Here is an 18,448-nt window from a genome sequence, read left to right on the forward strand (position 1 = left end):
AGTAAAAAAATCTGGTAGTAAAGATAATGATATTAAATTGTGGGAATAGATTTGGTTTCTCACTACGCCTACTTAATGCCATATATTAATTGTCGTTGTTTAAATGCAGATTTACCACCTTCGAGAATTTCGCAACTAATTTCCCTTGTTCCCTTCCTGTCAATAGAACCTGCTTCCAAAACGTGTGATTTTACGCTTGTGCTTTTTAATGGAATTATTAATTCTGCATCGCCAAGTACGGCAATGTTAGGGTTATGGGTAACAATGATTACCTGTCTTGATTCTTTGATTTTACGTAAATTCTTAACAATCGTTTTAAATATGAATTCACTATCCAAATTATCCTCTGGTTGGTCAATTATAAGCGGCGTAGTACTTTTTGAAAGCATTAAAATTCCAAGTAAAACCGACTGTTGTTGACCTAACGACAATTGCGATATCGACTTTGTATTTCTTAATGTTTTACCCGTCACATCATCCTTATATAATCGTGTAACGGAAATTGAAGGTCTATCTTCAAATGGCAAGGCTTCAAAATCTTCGTAAGTATGGTCTTTAAGAAGTTTTTCCACGATGGTTTGAGCTTCATAATCCCCAATAAATCTTTTCCCTTCATCATCTGTCAACGCCTTCAAGGCATCATTGTCTTTGCGCATACAAATATCGACGAACTCAAATGGCGATAAATTCTTAGTGATTAGATATGCTCTTGGAACTTGGGATGTTCGCCAATCCATAGTCGTTTTTAATAACTGCTCAAATTCGTCAGAATAGTTTCCTTGGTCATATTTTACATTTATATATAATCCATCGAGCGTATTCTTAAGATTGTCGTTTATAGTTTGTCCAAATGCATTTCTGTAGTAGAAAATTCGTTGTTTTATGTCCTTTCTTTTCCCTATCAATTCTTTACGCACAGTTTGTAGTTCATTTAAAAGTTTTTTGCTGTTTTCAAGTTTTTTTACCCTATTGGTTAAATCGATAATATCTTTCGATATTTGGTTGATTTTACCCAAATCAAAAGGAATACCTTGAGCTGCCAACTCTTGCTTTTTGGCGTCCATCTGTACCTGAATTGCTTTTTCCTTGGAAGCCCAATTTTTAAGTTCTGTTCTAAGCTCTTCTACTTTTGTTCCAAGGGCTTCATTTAATTCCCCTGCCTTGAATTTAACAATAGCTGAAAAATCACTAACAATATTCTTTACTTTCTGAAAATAATCCTTACCAACGACTATTTCTTCATCTGATAATTTTTCAAAATTTTCAAAGGTTTCTTCATCATTTAAAATATCCTTATAAGTCTGAATTAGTAGCTTAAGGTCGGCAATTAAATCTTGACGTATCTGTCTTTCCTTTATTAAAGCGTTTTGGTATTTTACCAATTCCCCTGCTTTTTGCTTTTTTAAATTCTCTAATTTTTTCTGCTCGTTTTTAAGGGCTTTTTTTGTTTCATCAAGACTTAGTAATTCGAGTCTTAATTTCCTGGCATCGCTTTGGTTTTCGAGCAAATCTGTGATGATTTCTTTATCTTCGGAAATGAGTGGTTTTAAGTCTAAAAACCCATCAAGAAAATCTATCAAAACCGTTGGGTTTTCATCGCTGTGCTGTATAGTATCAGCTGTTTCGCCTTGACCATAACTTTCAATTTCAACACGTGATATTCCATTTATAGGGTCTGTTATATTCTGAGTACCATTATTCTTTTCTCTTGAAAATTCAATAGTTTGCCCAGCTTCATCAGTATATTGAAGTGTTATTTTCTGAGGCCATACATCGGAATCAACAACCTTTGAAGAAGATTGATTCCCTGATGTTTCTCGTAAAGTTTCTAATAAGGTTGATTTTCCCGCACCTCTACTGCCAATTATACAGGTTAAATTAGGACTTAGGTCTATATCCATTTCATCTAATAATCCACCTTCTATAAAAATTTTATTAAATACCGGTCGTTGCTCAGGTATTAAATCTTCCAGTCGAATTCTTGATTCGTGGCTCAACAGCGCAACCTTAAAGGCGTGGAAATTTAGTTCATCAACTTTTATCCTGGTCAACTTTTCATTTCCTTCGGCATTGGTTCCCAACTTATTTAAATTATGGGAATCTGAACCCATCAATTTAGGAAGGATTTGGTCATCATCCATTAATAAATTGTCGCGCCTCAGCCCCACAAGTCTCTTCCTATTCGCATCTTCATCGCTATTGGAATAGAAATGGAAATTTTCTTTTTTGGATATCTCAAGTCCTAAAAGGTTTGGGTGGCTAAAAATTTCTTCAATAGGCGGACCAAACCGCCCAATAGTTTTTTCAAAACCTGAATCAAGTTCGATGTGAGCTAATATGCCAACACCACTATATTGATGGGCAAAATCCAAACACTCTACGATTCCTTGTGTAGTGGTTTTCTTATCCTCACTTATATTTAATTTACCAGCGAATGACCTTAAATTTTGAAAAGTGTCGAAGTACAATAGCAAATGACCTTGCGTAGTGGTTACTTCAATTCCGGGAATGATCAAAATATCCTTATCTGCAGCGTAATTTATCGCTGTATTTGAATTAAATATCTCATTATGGTCAGTAATACTAATAATCTTCAATCCTTTCGCGATGGCGGTATCAACAATCGCCTCTGGTGTCATTGCGGTATCTTTAACATCGTAAGATCCAAATTCCCCGTATGAATGTATGTGTAAATCTGCTCTAAGAAATCTTGCCCCTTTAGTCATAAATTGCCGAATTTTTAAACTCTAATAATGCAATAAAATTAGCTTTATGCCAAAAGAAATCATTGTTTATTCTTAACAGATAAAATATTCTTTAAAAATTCACATTAAATTTCAATTAAATATCGACCTCGCCTCATCATAAACCCGCTCAAAATTATCCGCTAAATCCGCCTGAGAAAATTGCTTGGATTCTTCAGGAAGTTGCCTTTGGATTTGGGATAATTTAAACTGCACTTTCTTATCCTTACCATCAGCATAGGTAATAAACTCGCCTTGCTTTAACCGAAAGAAAACGTCTGCTCTAATCTTTGGGATTTCCTTTTCGCCCGTTGTTATTCGTGTATCAAAATCGAGATTATGGCCACGACTGATGCTTTTAGTTGGGTCTTTGATGATTTCAAAAAAGCGCTCGTAATATTTGGCAGTATCTGGGTCGTTGACCTTGCCAAAAAACTGATAGGATAGATTGCTTAAAATAGCCTTACTTGCCTTATCGCCATACATCATATCGTTCTGGATTTTATCCTGCATCACATAAATAGTAGCGATGTCATAACTTCTGAGCGTTGCCGGAATTCGGTGCATATTCAACAGGCGAATCGTTGGTGCTTCTTCCATCAAGAGGAATGACGGTTTGGAATTTCTCACGCTCATTTGTTTAGTAATGGTGTGAATGATTGTGGCAATTACTGGCGAATAGGATGTTTCATATTTTGGATTGTTTACTACCGAAATGATTGCAGGATCTTCCTCGCTATTAATATTCAATGGGACTTCGTCTGCGGATAGTGCCATAAAAATACGTTGTGTACTAATTCGTTTCAGGGCATTTGCCAAAGTGCTTTTTACACCAGCGGTCTGCCTATCCGAATCCTTACCACTAATAAAAGCATCTGCCATCGCTCTCGATGTGGTGTTGGTTTCCAAAAACTGGATAAGGCTATCTGTATCGAGCATTTGATAAATGGCTATCAAATGTGGTAGCGTACAATATTTGGGATAGTCGGTTTTCAGTTTCCAAATCAATCCACCAATCAAACCCTCAGCAGCGTCGTTAAAGAATTTTGTGGTTCCGGTTGTGCCGCTTTCCCTTTGTTCCAAAAGGTTTTCAATCAATACCCGTGACACCTCATTTACGCTTTCCTCGTTCTCTAAATAGCGTGGCGCAATAGGATTTACCCTATGGATGATTTTATCGAAGGAAATGACCTTAAACGGAATATCGCTATCCTTGAAAAGTGGATATGCCATTTCGGTCAATTCAAAATCTTTGTAATCGTGAATGATTCCGCAAAAGCCTTCTTTTTCAAAATGCTTCAAAAATCCAAAGACAACACTTTCAGTCTTCCCACTTCCGGCAGAACCAATAATGGACGCACCACGTTTGATATTATCCAATCTGAAATTTCCTTTGGTGGTCGCGAAGTTTACTTGGTATTTGCTATCGCTATTTTTCGGGCTTTCGGTTTTATGTAGAAAAACATACAGTCCTATATTAATTAGCATTAGCGGACAAACCAAATAAAGTAATATAAATATCAATTCATTTTCTTCGGACAAATAGAACACGAGAACTGAAAGCAATATGCTATTCAATACAAAAGCATATTTTGATACTCGAAACATCGCATAGAAAACGGTACTCGCCAAACCAATAATTGAAAGTGTTGTTATAAGATTGTCTATTTGCATATCCTAAATTCCTATTGAACTTGATTTGATGGCCACTTCTGCACCACGTCTTAACCTTTTGAAAATCCGAAGTGCGATTTGTGTTTGACTAACTGGAATACTTGGCACTATTGGCAGACCTGTTTTTGTTATCATTTTAAACGCCAAAGCCTTTTCATTTGCAGGTAATTTCATCAAGGCAGCGAAATAGAGATTGGGATTCTTTACAAAATCCTTTCGGGCTTTATAGGTCTCGGCAAAGTTACGTTTGTAGCCAAAAGTCTTGTCAAACGTCTTTTCAGCTTTCTCAAAAAACTTATCTCTGTCAAAACCACGTTTTACGGTTTCCCCATTCAACTTCACATCGGAAGCTTTGTATTTACTTCCGGGTGACAAACTGAACCTGTTGGACGCATCCTTTCGGCTTACGATGATATGAATATGACTTTGGTTTCCATCTTTCGCCATTCCCTGGACAATCCGTTTTCCATTTTGTTGATGTGGTGCTTGGCGTTCCAGTTTGGTAATTTCCTTTTTCATTCTTTTAATGTTCCCTTCAGCTCGCCCTTCTTGAATATTTCGGATTTCAGTTTTTAGCTGAAGTATTTTTGTGGCAAAGGGTTGGTTTTCCTTTACCTGAAAATCCGTCCCCTTAAATGTGCGTTGATGTTCAATTTTTGCATAATATTTTATGTCGTCGATATTGACAGGTCGCCCTTTGATTTCCCTATTAAATGAAGCCACGTAATCCTTCATCAGCTCGCGAGTATATCTTTTTAAATCTTCACTACTGTTCTGAAGTTTTCGCAATTCATATTTTGAAGGGCTCACGGTAATTGAATAGAATCTTGGTTCGTGTTTTTCCAATTTTGCAGTATTTCCATCTATTTCTTTGACTACTTCTTCAGCATAAATCTCATCGCCATATTGATTGAAAAAATGTTCCATTTCGTGTTGTTCCAATCCTTGGTTTTCCTTCTCTAAATAGCCAACAAAATCCGCTGAACTTTTAGAAAAGTTACCACCCATTTTTTGAGGTGTGATTGTGATGTACATAAGCTAAATTTTTAAAGTTCATTGTTGGTGTTTCGCTTTTCGCGAAAGCGTACTTCTTTCTTTTCCTCAGCATATTTTTTTTCCAAAATGAGCGGTTTCTTTATGGGTTCATCCATTATAAAAAGAGATTGCAACATTGCAACCGTAGGTTTGGTTTGTGTCTTTTCCACATCTCGCATTATGGCGATAACTGCATTGATTCTTTTGAGTAACTTAGCTTCGATGGTACGTCCAGTTGGTCCCAATTTTTCCTTTGGCGATATCTCATTGTAGAGGAAAAAATCAAGAATATTTTCCATCGCTTCTGTGTGCGTTTTGAAGTGCTTCTTGGAAAATTCCTGAAACCTTTTTGCAGTTTTCCGTTTGAACCTGATAGTGATGAATGAGTCCATTTCCTTTCGCTTTTTTAAAGATTTGACGTAAATCCATCCCTGTTTACTGGTGTTTCAAGACCATTTGACGCAAATTGCTGGATTTTTTTATCTGCCTTATTTTTAAATGCTTAAAAATCAACAGATTAAAACGAAAATAGAATATGTAACGCGGCGCAGCCCGTTACCCTCTTGCTATTCCTTTTCGTCACGCGCAAGCGTGACAAAAATCCATACAATCCAGCTAAAAAGCCGATTGCCATTTTCAGGGAAAATGATTTTCCGATATGTTATTTTTCGATGTGCAGGGTTATCGGCGAAAGTCGAAAAGTGGATAACCCTACGTAATTTTGAATGCTGAATTTCAGCGAAATAAAGATACGTTTTTTTCTTGACTATATATTAATTGCATAGAAAAACACCTCTAAAATTTAGAGGTGTTTTAAAATTATCATTGGGAAATTAGATGTTGAAAACGAAGTGATTAGTGTATAAATTCTTAATCATTTCTTCATCTATCAAACTATCATAATCTGCCCCAGTTTCGTCAACATATTTTTGGATGGATTCCCCATAAATATGTGTAACGTGTTCTCTCGAAACCTGTAAGAGTTCCTCTTGTTTTTCCTCGCTCAAATCTTGAAATTTAATGTAAATCATAACTTCAAAATTTAGTATTCACTTAGCAACATCAGCGTATCATTTACAAAAAATAACCGCAGTTCATCGAGTGGAAAATCGGTTGCTCTATAACCGTGTTTTTCTAAAATATTATCGTTGCCATCGCTGTAAACTATCTCGGCTTCGTAACCTGTAAAATCCTGCTTTTCTTCGGATAATCTTTTGAAGTCAATGGTTACAAATTCGCTTCGGTTCATCAGACTTTTTGCGATTACTGATGTGTCCGTAATGAGCCAAAAACATTCTGCTACTTCCGATAAATATTTCAATCCGTCCGTAAAACGGGTTCGCAATAATGGGATTTGATAGAACATCTCTGTTCCTGTAAAATATTGCAATCGCTCTTTTATTTCGTTAACTTGTGCTTTACTCATCGTTTCTATTTTTTAATGGAAATCGTGAATCTTCGATTTCATTGTGCATATATTTAAATGTGTGAATAATGAAAAAGAGGGCGCAACTTTCGAGAGGAACGCCCTCTTTAATTTTGAAGTTTACTTGTCGTTTTTGCTTCCAAGTAATAGGATTTCATCGGCTACTACTTCGGTAACATAGCGTTGGTTACCATCATCGGTTGTGTAGGTTCGGGTCTTTAGTTTCCCTGTAATTCCTACTTCTTTGCCTTTTTCGACAAATTTCTCAACGATTTCAGCGGTCTTACCCCAAGCTACTACGGTATGCCAGTTGGTGTCCGTTTGCTTTTCGCCTTTGCTGTCTTTGTAATACTCGTTTGTAGCAAGTGAGAAGCGGGCTACTTTCTTACCGCTTTCAAGGTTCGTAATGGTTGGCTCTTGTCCAACGTTTCCAATTAACTGTACGTGATTTCTAATAGTACTCATAATAAAATATTTAAGTGATTTATATTTCCCCTATTGATTTAAAACAGATTAAATTTTAAGGGGTGTTTGTTCTTTTCTTCTGTGCATCGCACAATGGATAGAGTGGGTTTTGTCAAGATTTTTAGCGTAAAATCAGGTGTGTTTGCGACGTAGTAAAATCCTTGGATTTTCAAGGAAGTAGAAACCTTATTTTTCACTAAAACTTGTATAGTCTTGACAAGTTCCATAAGGGCATTAGCAATTCTTTAAAACGCAGTTGCGTTTGAGCGTACCGACAGTTAAGCGAGATAAGCAGCTGTGGTTAAGTTAGAATTGGTTATGTCGTGCCTGTTTTTCGACGACCCGAAAAACAACAAAGGTTTTATCCATTATAAACCCCTTAAAATGTGTAAGACAGCGGTTTGGTTTTTAAGGATTTTCGAGTGAGGGCTCAAGAAGTCCGCACCGAAAATCCTGTCAAGAAAATCAAGCCGATGGCTTTCCGATGTAAAAGCGGACTTAATTCACGATTTTGGCTCTGGAATGTAGTGTTCCTTCCCAGTCCCGAAGTTTCGGGACGGGAAGGGTTAGCGGAATGGAAAGCTGAAATTGGGAATTGTGTCCAAGACTTGTGTAGTGAAGCTCTTTGCCCGAAGTGTAGTGGTTGCCTGCTTTTTCAGCAGGCAAGCGTGGAATGTAGGGGAATGTGCTGAGTGGATTGGAAGTAACAGTTTGTTATATATTTAGACATCCAGTTTGAGGTACTGGACAAACCTTTATTTAATTTATGCCATAGCATAGACTTCATCAAATAGCTTTTTATCCAACCGTTCTTGTTGGCCAAAGCTTTTCTTCAAAACATTATGAAGTACTGAATTAAACGCATTATAGCCCAACCAGAGATTTGGTTCTTCATTGAGCAACAAGGCTTCATAGTTCAAGATTTTGATGACCTCACGAGATTTTTTCGATGGGTCGCTGTTCTTGTCGCTACATTCATACCGGAACAATTTCGTTTTATCAAGAATCGCTTTCACAAATTCTTGTGTATCGATGATTTTAAATTCTTTCATCTTGTCGAATTTCTTGGTAATGGTGTAGAATTCATTATCCAGAAATTTATCGAATAGATTGTTCAGCCTTGGCATAATCAAGTGTGTATTATTTTTACTGTGCTTGATTGAAAACTCGATTTCTGCTTGAGAAACGTGCAGACCATTTGAACACACTTCTCTATAAAATCCAAAGTGACCAGAGGTCTTTTCACTACCGTCATAGGAATTTTTGAACCGAAGCATCGGCAGTATAAGGTCTTTATCGTTCTTGACAGTAAACTGGCTTTTGTCATCGATGATAAAGTCGGTAATAAACGACCTATCATTTTTGTTGATGGTACGTTTGTGGAAGTTCAGTTGTGCATCGGTCAGCATTTCTTCAGCTTTCTTGAAGAACAGTTGGTTCGGAATATGGCCGTAGCTGTTCGATACCACGTTGACGATTTTACCATTTGAGATAATGGCATTTTCGAGCCCTCTTCGGGATTCCATCTGTGTCAGACTTTTTAAGGATTTCATTTCTGATGGAACAAAGATTTCATCCTGTTGCAAATTTTTTAAATACATAATATTTGAATTTTAATTAGACATTATAGAGGCCGATTTTAGAGATTGACCTCAGTTTTATGTTTTTGAATTAAACATCACAGAAAAAATGATTTTTCCTTGAATGTTGATGTTTCAGTAAAGAATTTTCTAAGGACAATCTTATTCCGCCCTTTCTTCGCTCGGTAAATTCTAAGTATGTTCAACAGCGCTTTCATTGCTGCAATTGGCTGATATAGTACGTCGTCAATTACCAATAAGCAGAAAGGCAAAATTTCAATTTCTTCTTGGCCATCTTCCTTGTAATAGTATCCGCAGTCAATACAGAGATGACTACTATACATTGCGTCATTGTCGATTAACGCTTCCGAGGATTTGCAGTTTTTACATTTCATAATTGTGATTTTTAATTAAACATTTTCTGATAATACTCGGTAATAGTTGGGATGCTTATCCCTGTAATAAGCCAAGAGACTTTCGCCACTATCAACTTGGTAATTTTCTCTACTCGACTGATAATGCTTTTCAGCTTCTTGTAGCGAAATTTTAGGTTTTTTAGATACTCGTTTCATAATGATATATTTTGATTAAACAATATTTGAGCAGTACCCAAACGGAAGATAAAATCTCAGCTCAAAAGGAAACGGAATAAATAAGCGTAGGATGTTGCGTTGGTTTTATGCCGTAGTCTTTTGATGGGTGTATTTTACGAGTTTTACTTTGCGCTAACTATTGATTGATAACCCCTTCCTTGTAAATACATCTTTTAAAAAACTATCATAAAAAAGAAAAAGGGCCAGCACGAATGCCGACCCTTCTTCAAACAACAAAAGCTAATCGTTGAGTTCCTCAATTTGCTTTTCGAGAACTGTGATGCGCTCTTTCAAACGTGCTTCACGCTTGTCTCTCTTTTCGGCATATTCTTTCTCAATGCCGGCAATCTTGGATATGTAATATCCTTGCATTGCGCTGTAGAATGAAATGTTCGTCAAGTTGTTGACGTGATTGCTTTCGCCAAAATGAACTTGCTTTGTGAGCATATAGCGTATCAACTTGTGAAAGATTTCCTTTTTGAACTTCTTCTTGAAATTCTCTACCATTTCAACTTTGGTCATCTTTGAAGTGTCGCCCAAGAATTTTGAGAAATACTTCTGTTGGCTCATATAGTCCACATTGTTTTCAAAAAGCGATATCGAGAATGCGACCATTTCATCTGTGGAAAGTGTCTTCTTTGTATCGATGTATTTCGTCTCACGAATCATCTGCACAACTTCTTCAAACTGCTTGTTGTTCTCGATTTGCTTCTTCCGGATTTCCCTTTCGTTGATTTTTACGATTTGTTCTTCGGGTGTACAATCTGCCATTTTTCTGTTGGCCAATGGTGCCGAATATTCCGTAGAATCGTTCTTGGATTTTTCAACAATCTTTACAAAGATTTCCTTGTGCTGGAATGAATCGGGATGGAACACAATACCATTTTTAAACCCATCTTCTTTTGCTGAATTATATTTCACAAATTCTTCATCATAGTCCTGTTTTGCTTCTTCAAGTTCAGCTTTCAATCGTTCTTCAGAATAATCATAGTGTTGATATTCTATCTTAATATCCTGGATTGTTGGCTCAATCGGATGCTCTATAATTTCAACATCATCCAGTAGATAGACTTTCAATCCCTTCTTTTCTAATTGTGATATAATTAGCTGATTGTTTTCATCATCTGCCCAATACTGTCGTATTTCAGGAATCAATAAGATGTTCTCTTTCTTGGATTTTTCAATCAGCTTCAAGAATGATTTGCTTTTCTTGGTTTCAAAACAGGCTGCTTTCGTACAGACCATTTTACCATCGCCAAACAAATTACCTTGATTGGCTGCATTGAATGGACATTCCACACAGGACCCAGCTTTCGGAACCAATTTTTTATCGCTAACATCAAAAGATGCTTTTTCCAAGTCATAGGTCTGGTCTTTAATCATCCTATTTATTTGGTGCGCATTAAAATCCTTGCCCATCGTTTCCAACATCATCTGCTGTTCTTCCGGCTCGAAGAGTGCTATACCAACACCTAAGGAAATGGTCATTTCGCCATTGCGGACAAAGTGCTTGAAACCGTCAATCAATCCAGCCAGTTTAAGTCGCTGTCTGATGAAGTTATCTGTTCTACCTAATCGCTTGGCGATTTCAGTAGGTGCGTATTTCTCGCTTAGGTAAGCAATCGCCTCGGCTTCTTCGGTAGGCTCGACATCCTGTCTTTGCAGGTTCTCAATGATTTGAACTTCCAGAACATCATTATTCTCATAAGTCCTAACGATACAGGGTACGGTCTTTTTTCCTGCAAGCTTGCTCGCACGATATCGACGTTCGCCCATTACAATGACGTAATGGCCATTTAGTTGTCTTACCGTGATTGGTTGCAACACACCGTGCTTTTCGATACTCTCAGAAAGCTGCTTTAACGCATTTTCGTTAAAGGTCTTTCTCGGCTGTTCAAGGTCAGGCTTGATTTTACCCAATGGTAAGTTCTGAATTTGAAGTACGGATGTTTTCTTTCCGTTTACTTCATTCTTAGCAGTAGATTTCGCTCTACTGCGCTTCTTTGTGGTACTAGCTTTTGTTGTCATAATACTCAAATTTTTGATTAAACAATATTTGAGCAGAAACCAAACGGAAGATAAAATCTTGGCTCAAAAGGAAACGGAATAAATGAGTAGTGGAAGAAGTGTTGGCTTTATGCCGTAGTCTTTTGATGGAAGTATTTTACGAGTTTACCTTGCGTGTATATTGTATGATAATAAACCCCTCTAACGAAGAACGAAGGTTGAGCTAACCTAAAATTTATTAATTCTCAATAAAGAAAATTGTATTTGGTATCAAATGAAAGGATATAGTATTAAAGCCAATTCGGTTCTGAAAAAAGACAAAATGTTGTACCTATGTTGTACCCAAGGTCAAAAATCGTGAAGAAAAGCCGCATTTTTAAAATGAAAAAGCCGAAGATTTCTCTTCGGCTTTTGTACGGGCGGGGAGACTCGAACTCCCACACCTCGCGGCATCAGATCCTAAGTCTGACGTGTCTACCAATTCCACCACGCCCGCATTTTAACAATATTTTAAGAACCTATACTTGGTTAAATCCTAAGTCTAGCGTGTCTACCAATTCCACCACGCCTGCATTTCCCATCCGACCACTGTCGAATTATTCGGGATGCAAATATAAAGTAAATTTTCAATTCTCTAAATAATCAATCTTTAAATTCCAGCTTTTTGTATTTTTAAATCGATTATTCAAAACACATACATGCAAAACGTAAAAGAATATATTGCCCAACACAAAGACAGATTCCTACAGGAACTTATTGAGCTTTTAAAAATTCCTTCCATCAGTGCCGATTCCGCCTTCTCCCAAGACGTATTGGATACTGCCAAAGCGGTAAAAAAAGCCTTGGAAAAGGCCGGTTGTGATTTGGTGGAAATTCATGAAACGGACGGCTACCCCATTGTGTATGGTGAAAAGATACTAAACACCAATTTACCCACCGTACTGGTTTACGGACACTATGATGTGCAACCTCCAGACCCCATGGATCTATGGAACTCCCCTCCGTTTGAACCTGTCATCAAGAAAACGGAACTCCATCCTGAAGGTGCCATTTTTGCCCGGGGCACCTGTGATGATAAAGGCCAAATGTTCATGCACGTCAAGGCTCTGGAATTTATGGTCAAAACGAATCAATTGCCCTGCAATGTAAAATTTATGATCGAAGGGGAAGAAGAAGTGGGCAGTAACAATTTATCTACCTATGTTTCGCAAAACAAGGAAAAACTAAAAAACGACATAATCCTTATTTCCGATACCGGAATGATTGCCAATGATGTGCCTTCCATTACCACGGGACTTCGTGGGTTAAGCTATGTGGAGGTAGAAGTCACAGGGCCTAACCGCGATTTGCATTCAGGTCTCTACGGCGGTGCCGTAGCCAATCCCATCAATATACTCGCCAAGATGATCGCCAGTCTACATGATGGGAACAATCATATTACCATTCCGGGATTTTACGATAAGGTTCAGGAACTTTCAGATGAAGAACGCGCCGAAATGGCCAAAGCCCCCTTTTCTTTGGAGGCGTATCAAAAAGCGTTGGATATCGATTCCGTCTACGGTGAAAAAGGATATACCACTAATGAACGAAACTCCATTAGGCCTACCTTGGACGTGAACGGTATTTGGGGTGGATACATTGGCGAAGGTGCCAAAACGGTCATTGCGAGTAAAGCCTACGCGAAAATATCCATGCGATTGGTGCCCAATCAGGATTGGAGGGAGATTACGGAGCTCTTCAAACGTCATTTTGAGTCCATAGCTCCTAAAGGGGTAAAAGTGAAAGTGAAACCGCATCATGGGGGTCAAGGCTACGTAACACCGATAGATACTGATGGCTATCAGGCCGCCTCCAAAGCCTATGAAACTACCTTTGGCAAAAAGCCGATACCGCAACGCGGTGGTGGAAGTATCCCAATCGTTTCGCTTTTCGAAAAAGAATTGGATAGTAAAACAATCCTAATGGGTTTCGGCCTCGACAGTGACGCCATCCACTCCCCCAACGAACATTTTGGGGTTTGGAACTATTTAAAAGGCATTGAGACCATACCCTACTTCTATGAATATTTTACGGAAATGAAAAAGAGCAGTTAGCAGTTAGCAGTTAGCAGTTAGCAGTTAGCAGTTAGCAGTTAGCAGTTAGCAGTTAGCAAAAAAACTCTTTTAACTATTAACTTTTAACTTAATCAGACCTTCTTCACGTACTTCGTAATGATGACGATTTGCTGACCATCTACTCTGCCCTCTATATATTCGGCATTTTCATGGTCCAAGGAAATTCTACGAACGGCCGTACCCTGTTTGGCCACCATACTGGAACCTTTAACTTTTAGGTCCTTAATCAACACCACGGAATCCCCGTTCTCCAAAATGGCTCCGTTGGCATCCCTATGGACGATTTTATCGGCTTCCAAAACGCCCTCTCCCGTGGCCTTGGCCCATTCCAAGGTCTCCGGTTCCAAATACAGCATATCCAACAAATCCTGAGGCCATCCTTCAGATTTTAATCGGGACAGCATGCGCCAAGCCACTACTTTGACCGCATCGTGCTCGCTCCACATACTATCGTTGAGACAACGCCAATGGTTGGCATCGGTCGTATCTGGATTTTCAATTTGGCCAATACAGGTACTGCACGCCAATACGCTGCCATCAAATCCGCCTGTAGAAACCGGTGGTACTTCGTAGATGGATAAGGTATCGGCACTGCCGCAAAACTCGCACACTTTGCCACTTCGGTCTTGTAAATCTTCCAATAACCCCATTTTCAAAATATTTATCGGCAAACATACACCAATTCGTTCACTATTGCCGATTCCCAAAATCTATATCGCAATAAAGGCTCAAAAAACGATACTACGGTAAAAAGGAATAGCCCTTTCTGGTCTTCCAAAGAAAATATTTTTCAAAAAGTACCTTGTTGAAATCGTACAGTACGTTGGGAATCATGATGGCAAAATTGCGAGGCTTGAACAGGTGATCGCTCAAAATGATGACCTCCTTTTTACCGGCGTCCATGACACAGATTCCCGGGATTTTGCCCCATGCCTTTTTCCTTAGTTTGCTCTTGCCCGATAGGGTCCTTATGATGTTTTCGGCAACAATTTTTCCGGTTTCATCCGATGGATACCCCGTTTTGGGTCCGGAAAAAGGGATTTTTCCTGGTTCAAACGGCAACTTGACATCTACGGCGATACCGGCTGCCCAAATATTTTGATAAACGGCATGTCTATAGTCCTCGCCAACGGGAAGATAGCCTGTGGCCGTTGGTTGGAGCTCCGGTGAGTTTAGTACAAAATCAACCCCTTTGAAAGGAGGCATCAGCATGGTAAAACTACTTTTCAACACCTTTCCGTCGCTTAAAACCACGGCATTCTTTTGTACCTCGGCAACGCCGACCTCGGTATGGTAGTGGATATTGAACATCTTCATAAAGGACTTCAACATGGTTTCGGCTCCGGGCATACCGTCAATGCCAAAATGTCCCAAATAGGTTTCAGGGGTTATCCAATGTAGGTCGACCTTCTTGCGAATGTTCTCTTCCCGCAACCATTTCTCTATATTGAACAAGAACTCATAGGCAGCACCCATACAACCTGCGTTTTGGGTGGCCCCTATGACAATAGGACCAGGATTCTTTTTGAATTCCTCCAAAGCCTTGCGGGTCTTCATGGCACCGTCTGGGGTTCCTATGTAATGGGCATGCTCCAGAACGCCCGGTGCGACATCAAAATCGACCTTGGGTCCCGTAGCAATGACCAACTGGTCATAACCGATTTCCCCTTTGGTGGTTTTTAGCTTTTGGGCTTGGGGGTCTACACGAAGCGCTTCGGCATGTACAAATTCCACCCCCTTCTTTTGAAGTATCTTATCTTTCCTAAAGGATATATCTTTTATATTCCGTCTCCCAAAGGGCACCCAAATTAAGGACGGGATAAATAAAAAGAGGGGCGATTTATCGATTACGATTACCTTTTGTTCCTTTTTCCCCTTTCTTTTAAGTTCGAGGGCGGCGGTCATTCCGGCGAAATTTCCACCTATTACTACAGTTGTGGTCATTGTTCGTGATTTATAGTTCAAAGGTAAAATGGTGCATAGGCCGATTTTATGACAACTATCAGTTTCCAAAAGATTTCACAAAACCGATATTCTACATTTGTAGAATAAAATATTTTATTCTATATTTGTAGAAGAAACCCTAACCTGTAGAAAAAATGCAGTTGTCAAAATCCGAAGAAGAGCTCATGAACATCGTATGGAAACTCAAAAAGGCCTTCATGAAAGACCTACTGGAGGCGTATCCGGAACCAAAACCGGCTACCACCACGGTGGCGACTCTTTTAAAGCGTATGGCGGACAAGGGGTTTGTGGCCTACAACAGTTACGGAAGGAGTCGGGAATATTATCCCTTGGTAAAAAAGAAGGATTATTTTTCCAAACACGTAAACGGACTGATCAAGAACTTCTTCAACGACAGCGCCAGTCAGTTTGCCTCCTTTTTTGCGCAAGAAACCAATCTCAGCAAAACGGAACTGGAAGAATTGAAAAAATTGATAGACGACGAAATAAAAAAGAAGTGATATGCTGTTGTTTCTTTCAAAATTCACCGCCTGTTTGGCCATTTTTCTCCTCTTTTACAAGCTTTTGTTGGAAAAGGAAAGCATGCACCACTTTAAAAGGGCCTACCTACTGGGTGCCTTAGTGGCTTCTTTACTGATACCTACCATCGTTTTTACCGAATACGTTGCGATTCCCACAAATACCGACCTGCTTAAAGCAACACCTCGAGAGGCCAATCCCGTCCTTACCGATGCCCCATCAAAAATCCAGACTGAAAAAATGAATTGGGAAACCGTTCTCTGTAGTATATACTTGTTTGGCGTAACCATATTCGGGATTCAGTTTCTGCTTCATTTAGGACAACTTTGGTGGCGTATTCGTAAAAACCCAAAATTAAGGACACGTCTTACAACAAGGGTCTTATTGATACCAAAACTACCTCCTCACACCTTTTTTAGCTATATTTTCTTGAACAAGACCGCTTACGAAACGGACCAAATTCCACAAGAAGTATTGTTACATGAGGAAACCCATGCCAACCAATGGCATAGTTTGGACATTATTTTGGTAGAGCTGGCCCAAGTACTCCTTTGGTTCAATCCCCTTATTTACCTGTTAAAATCGGCCATAAAGCTGAATCATGAATTCTTGGCGGATAGTGCCGTCGTCAAGAACGATACTAGCATACCAAAATACCAACATCTTCTACTTTCCTTTTTAACAAAGGCGAGTGAAAACCACCATTCATCCATCAAAATAGCGAACGCTATAGTTTATTCATCAACCCGTGCCGAGCGTAGTCGAAGCATTAAAAAACGTTTTACAGTCATGAAAACAAACACATCAAAAAAATCAATTGTACTCAGGAGTTTTCTATTGCTCCCATTAACCGTATTATTACTTCTTGCATTTAGCAACAGTAAGGAAGTTTATATTCCAAAAAGTTCATCATCGGACACTTCTTCTGAACATTACGCAAGAAGCCTAAGCATAGAAATTTTGGGGAATGGTAATTACCTTGTTGAAGATATCGCGGTGAATAAAAATAATTTTTTATCCATTGTAAATCAGTTCAATACTGATATCGATGCAGATATAAGAAACAAAATCTTAAACATCCATTTAACCTCCTCACAGGACATTCCAAATAGCGAAGTTTGGTTCGTGTATAATTCGCTTTTGGATTATGGATTTTACCGCATAGTTGCACCAAATCAAGAAGTTATGCGTGAAAAGGGAAATACCCCTTTTACCATTGAAAATGATTATCCAGAAAGGCAGGAAATTGAAAAATACAATGCCTTGGCCACAAAATACAATGTCATTCCTATTGAAAAACGAAAAATTCCATTGAATGATTTAAAAACTCTAGAGACCATTTACAGTAAAATGAGCGAGGTGCAGAAAAGGGAAGCGCAACCCTTTCCTGAATGTTTACCAAAAACCAACACAACAATTCAGCATACCGTTAAACAGATTTCTGTCAACATCAATAATAAAGGTCAATTATTGGTCCAAGAAGATTTGGTTGCTTTGGAGGCGTTAACAAAGTTCCTTACGAAAATCAATCCACATTTATCCGTTGAGCAAAGAAGAAAGATTGTAGCTTCTAAAATATATGTCGATACCAAAGCACCTAAAGAAGTGGTTCAAAAAGTCGAACGAATACTTGTTGAATATGGTGTAGCCACCATCAATATTTTAGGCCCGGAGGATGAACAATTTTCTCGAGTTCAGCAGAGCGCCACCCGTGAGGAAATGAAGGAATACAACGCATTGGCCAAAAAGTACAATGAAATGGACCGTAACCGTATGGTCATCAAAAACAAGGAAATAAAACGCCTAAAGGAACTGTATGGCAAAATGTCCAAAAAACAGCAGGCGGATGCGGAACCTTTTCCAAATTTTCCCCCACCGCCTCCGGCTCCCAAAGCTCCCGAACCTCCCAAAAATGTTTCGGATACAGAGTATGCAGTGAACCAAATAGAAAGCATTATTGACACCCAGGATCCGTATGATGTGGTTGGCAAGACCATACTGGTTCATCGGTCGGAACTACCGGAGTCTCAACCGATCCCAACCTATATTAAGATGAGCGAACCCAATATAGCAACGCCACCACCTCCGCCAAACCCTATCTCCCCCGTTGAAAGCATTGAGAAGTTGGCCAAAGAAGGAGCCGACTTTATGCTCAACGGCACACCCATTTCCGCCGAAAAAGCTCTGGAGGTCGTAAAAAAAAATGACAAGATAAATATCGACCCAAGGGAATCCACGAATGAAAAAACATTGGTAAAGCTGTCGGTCGACCCAAACCATCTAAAGAACTAAAAAGAACTCACAAATACTGTTAAAAGCCCCTTCC

The 18,448-nt window shown here is 38.9% G+C and carries 16 protein-coding genes and 1 tRNA gene; 3 read left to right on the forward strand and 14 right to left on the reverse strand.

Going from position 1 to position 18,448, the window contains the following annotated elements:
- Positions 1-68 precede the first annotated feature (68 nt).
- The 12 genes from PP181_RS00110 to PP181_RS00165 form a co-directional block, all read right to left on the reverse strand.
- Entirely contained in the window at positions 69-2,726 is a 2,658-nt protein-coding gene (locus tag PP181_RS00110) for a TrlF family AAA-like ATPase (RefSeq protein ID WP_272635504.1), read from the reverse strand.
- 111 nt (positions 2,727-2,837) lie between these two features.
- Positions 2,838-4,418, reverse strand: coding sequence for a type IV secretory system conjugative DNA transfer family protein (locus PP181_RS00115; protein WP_272635505.1), 1,581 nt, complete (start codon positions 4,416-4,418; stop codon positions 2,838-2,840).
- A 3-nt stretch (positions 4,419-4,421) separates the two neighbouring features.
- Positions 4,422-5,453, reverse strand: a complete 1,032-nt coding sequence (gene mobB, locus PP181_RS00120) for a MobB family relaxase (protein ID WP_272635506.1) — start codon at positions 5,451-5,453, stop codon at positions 4,422-4,424.
- Positions 5,454-5,464: 11 nt separating this feature from the next.
- On the reverse strand, positions 5,465-5,845 hold the full coding sequence (locus tag PP181_RS00125) for a BfmA/BtgA family mobilization protein (protein ID WP_272635507.1): 381 nt from the start codon (positions 5,843-5,845) through the stop codon (positions 5,465-5,467).
- 441 nt (positions 5,846-6,286) lie between these two features.
- The gene (locus PP181_RS00130; RefSeq protein ID WP_272635509.1) at positions 6,287-6,484 is read right to left on the reverse strand and encodes a hypothetical protein; all 198 of its coding nucleotides are present in this window, start codon (positions 6,482-6,484) and stop codon (positions 6,287-6,289) included.
- A gap of 11 nt (positions 6,485-6,495) precedes the next feature.
- Positions 6,496-6,879: a DUF6876 family protein gene (locus PP181_RS00135; RefSeq protein ID WP_272635510.1), complete on the reverse strand. Its 384-nt coding sequence runs from the start codon at positions 6,877-6,879 to the stop codon at positions 6,496-6,498.
- Between the two features lie 120 nt (positions 6,880-6,999).
- Positions 7,000-7,344 (reverse strand): single-stranded DNA-binding protein, encoded by a 345-nt coding sequence (locus PP181_RS00140; RefSeq protein WP_092205827.1) that lies wholly within the window; start codon positions 7,342-7,344, stop codon positions 7,000-7,002.
- 498 nt (positions 7,345-7,842) lie between these two features.
- Complete coding sequence (locus PP181_RS00145) at positions 7,843-8,010, reverse strand: hypothetical protein (RefSeq protein WP_272635511.1); 168 nt, start codon at positions 8,008-8,010, stop codon at positions 7,843-7,845.
- Positions 8,011-8,108: 98 nt separating this feature from the next.
- Positions 8,109-8,945 carry a DUF932 domain-containing protein gene (locus PP181_RS00150; protein ID WP_272635512.1) on the reverse strand — a complete coding sequence of 279 codons (837 nt, stop codon included), beginning with the start codon at positions 8,943-8,945 and terminating at the stop codon, positions 8,109-8,111.
- A gap of 389 nt (positions 8,946-9,334) precedes the next feature.
- On the reverse strand, positions 9,335-9,496 hold the full coding sequence (locus tag PP181_RS00155; RefSeq protein WP_272635513.1) for a hypothetical protein: 162 nt from the start codon (positions 9,494-9,496) through the stop codon (positions 9,335-9,337).
- 261 nt (positions 9,497-9,757) lie between these two features.
- Positions 9,758-11,545: a ParB/RepB/Spo0J family partition protein gene (locus PP181_RS00160; protein ID WP_272635514.1), complete on the reverse strand. Its 1,788-nt coding sequence runs from the start codon at positions 11,543-11,545 to the stop codon at positions 9,758-9,760.
- 393 nt (positions 11,546-11,938) lie between these two features.
- Positions 11,939-12,020, reverse strand: a tRNA-Leu gene (locus PP181_RS00165).
- A 202-nt stretch (positions 12,021-12,222) separates the two neighbouring features.
- Here PP181_RS00165 and PP181_RS00170 point away from each other — a divergent pair.
- On the forward strand, positions 12,223-13,617 hold the full coding sequence (locus PP181_RS00170) for a dipeptidase (RefSeq protein ID WP_272635515.1): 1,395 nt from the start codon (positions 12,223-12,225) through the stop codon (positions 13,615-13,617).
- 92 nt (positions 13,618-13,709) lie between these two features.
- Here the strand turns inward: PP181_RS00170 and PP181_RS00175 are convergent, their stop codons facing one another.
- Complete coding sequence (locus PP181_RS00175) at positions 13,710-14,288, reverse strand: PhnA domain-containing protein (RefSeq protein ID WP_272635516.1); 579 nt, start codon at positions 14,286-14,288, stop codon at positions 13,710-13,712.
- A gap of 91 nt (positions 14,289-14,379) precedes the next feature.
- Entirely contained in the window at positions 14,380-15,582 is a 1,203-nt protein-coding gene (locus PP181_RS00180; RefSeq protein WP_272635517.1) for an NAD(P)/FAD-dependent oxidoreductase, read from the reverse strand.
- A gap of 155 nt (positions 15,583-15,737) precedes the next feature.
- On the opposite strand from PP181_RS00180, the gene PP181_RS00185 reads away from it, so the two are divergent.
- Both PP181_RS00185 and PP181_RS00190 read left to right on the forward strand, forming a co-directional pair.
- Positions 15,738-16,103, forward strand: a complete 366-nt coding sequence (locus PP181_RS00185) for a BlaI/MecI/CopY family transcriptional regulator (RefSeq protein ID WP_154917266.1) — start codon at positions 15,738-15,740, stop codon at positions 16,101-16,103.
- A 1-nt stretch (position 16,104) separates the two neighbouring features.
- Positions 16,105-18,414 (forward strand): M56 family metallopeptidase, encoded by a 2,310-nt coding sequence (locus tag PP181_RS00190; protein WP_272635518.1) that lies wholly within the window; start codon positions 16,105-16,107, stop codon positions 18,412-18,414.
- The last annotated feature ends 34 nt before the right edge of the window (positions 18,415-18,448 follow it).

It is taken from the genome of Maribacter sp. PR66 (assembly GCF_028464205.1).
Lineage (GTDB): Bacteria > Bacteroidota > Bacteroidia > Flavobacteriales > Flavobacteriaceae > Maribacter > Maribacter flavus.

Coding starts and splice junctions, on each gene's coding strand:
- PP181_RS00110 (WP_272635504.1), bottom strand. CDS start 2,726: ATGACTAAAGGGGCAAGATTTCTTAGAGCAGATTTACACATACATTCA.
- PP181_RS00115 (WP_272635505.1), bottom strand. CDS start 4,418: ATGCAAATAGACAATCTTATAACAACACTTTCAATTATTGGTTTGGCG.
- mobB (WP_272635506.1), bottom strand. CDS start 5,453: ATGTACATCACAATCACACCTCAAAAAATGGGTGGTAACTTTTCTAAA.
- PP181_RS00125 (WP_272635507.1), bottom strand. CDS start 5,845: ATGGACTCATTCATCACTATCAGGTTCAAACGGAAAACTGCAAAAAGG.
- PP181_RS00130 (WP_272635509.1), bottom strand. CDS start 6,484: ATGATTTACATTAAATTTCAAGATTTGAGCGAGGAAAAACAAGAGGAA.
- PP181_RS00135 (WP_272635510.1), bottom strand. CDS start 6,879: ATGAGTAAAGCACAAGTTAACGAAATAAAAGAGCGATTGCAATATTTT.
- PP181_RS00140 (WP_092205827.1), bottom strand. CDS start 7,344: ATGAGTACTATTAGAAATCACGTACAGTTAATTGGAAACGTTGGACAA.
- PP181_RS00150 (WP_272635512.1), bottom strand. CDS start 8,945: ATGTATTTAAAAAATTTGCAACAGGATGAAATCTTTGTTCCATCAGAA.
- PP181_RS00155 (WP_272635513.1), bottom strand. CDS start 9,496: ATGAAACGAGTATCTAAAAAACCTAAAATTTCGCTACAAGAAGCTGAA.
- PP181_RS00160 (WP_272635514.1), bottom strand. CDS start 11,545: ATGACAACAAAAGCTAGTACCACAAAGAAGCGCAGTAGAGCGAAATCT.
- PP181_RS00170 (WP_272635515.1), top strand. CDS start 12,223: ATGCAAAACGTAAAAGAATATATTGCCCAACACAAAGACAGATTCCTA.
- PP181_RS00175 (WP_272635516.1), bottom strand. CDS start 14,288: ATGGGGTTATTGGAAGATTTACAAGACCGAAGTGGCAAAGTGTGCGAG.
- PP181_RS00180 (WP_272635517.1), bottom strand. CDS start 15,582: ATGACCACAACTGTAGTAATAGGTGGAAATTTCGCCGGAATGACCGCC.
- PP181_RS00185 (WP_154917266.1), top strand. CDS start 15,738: ATGCAGTTGTCAAAATCCGAAGAAGAGCTCATGAACATCGTATGGAAA.
- PP181_RS00190 (WP_272635518.1), top strand. CDS start 16,105: ATGCTGTTGTTTCTTTCAAAATTCACCGCCTGTTTGGCCATTTTTCTC.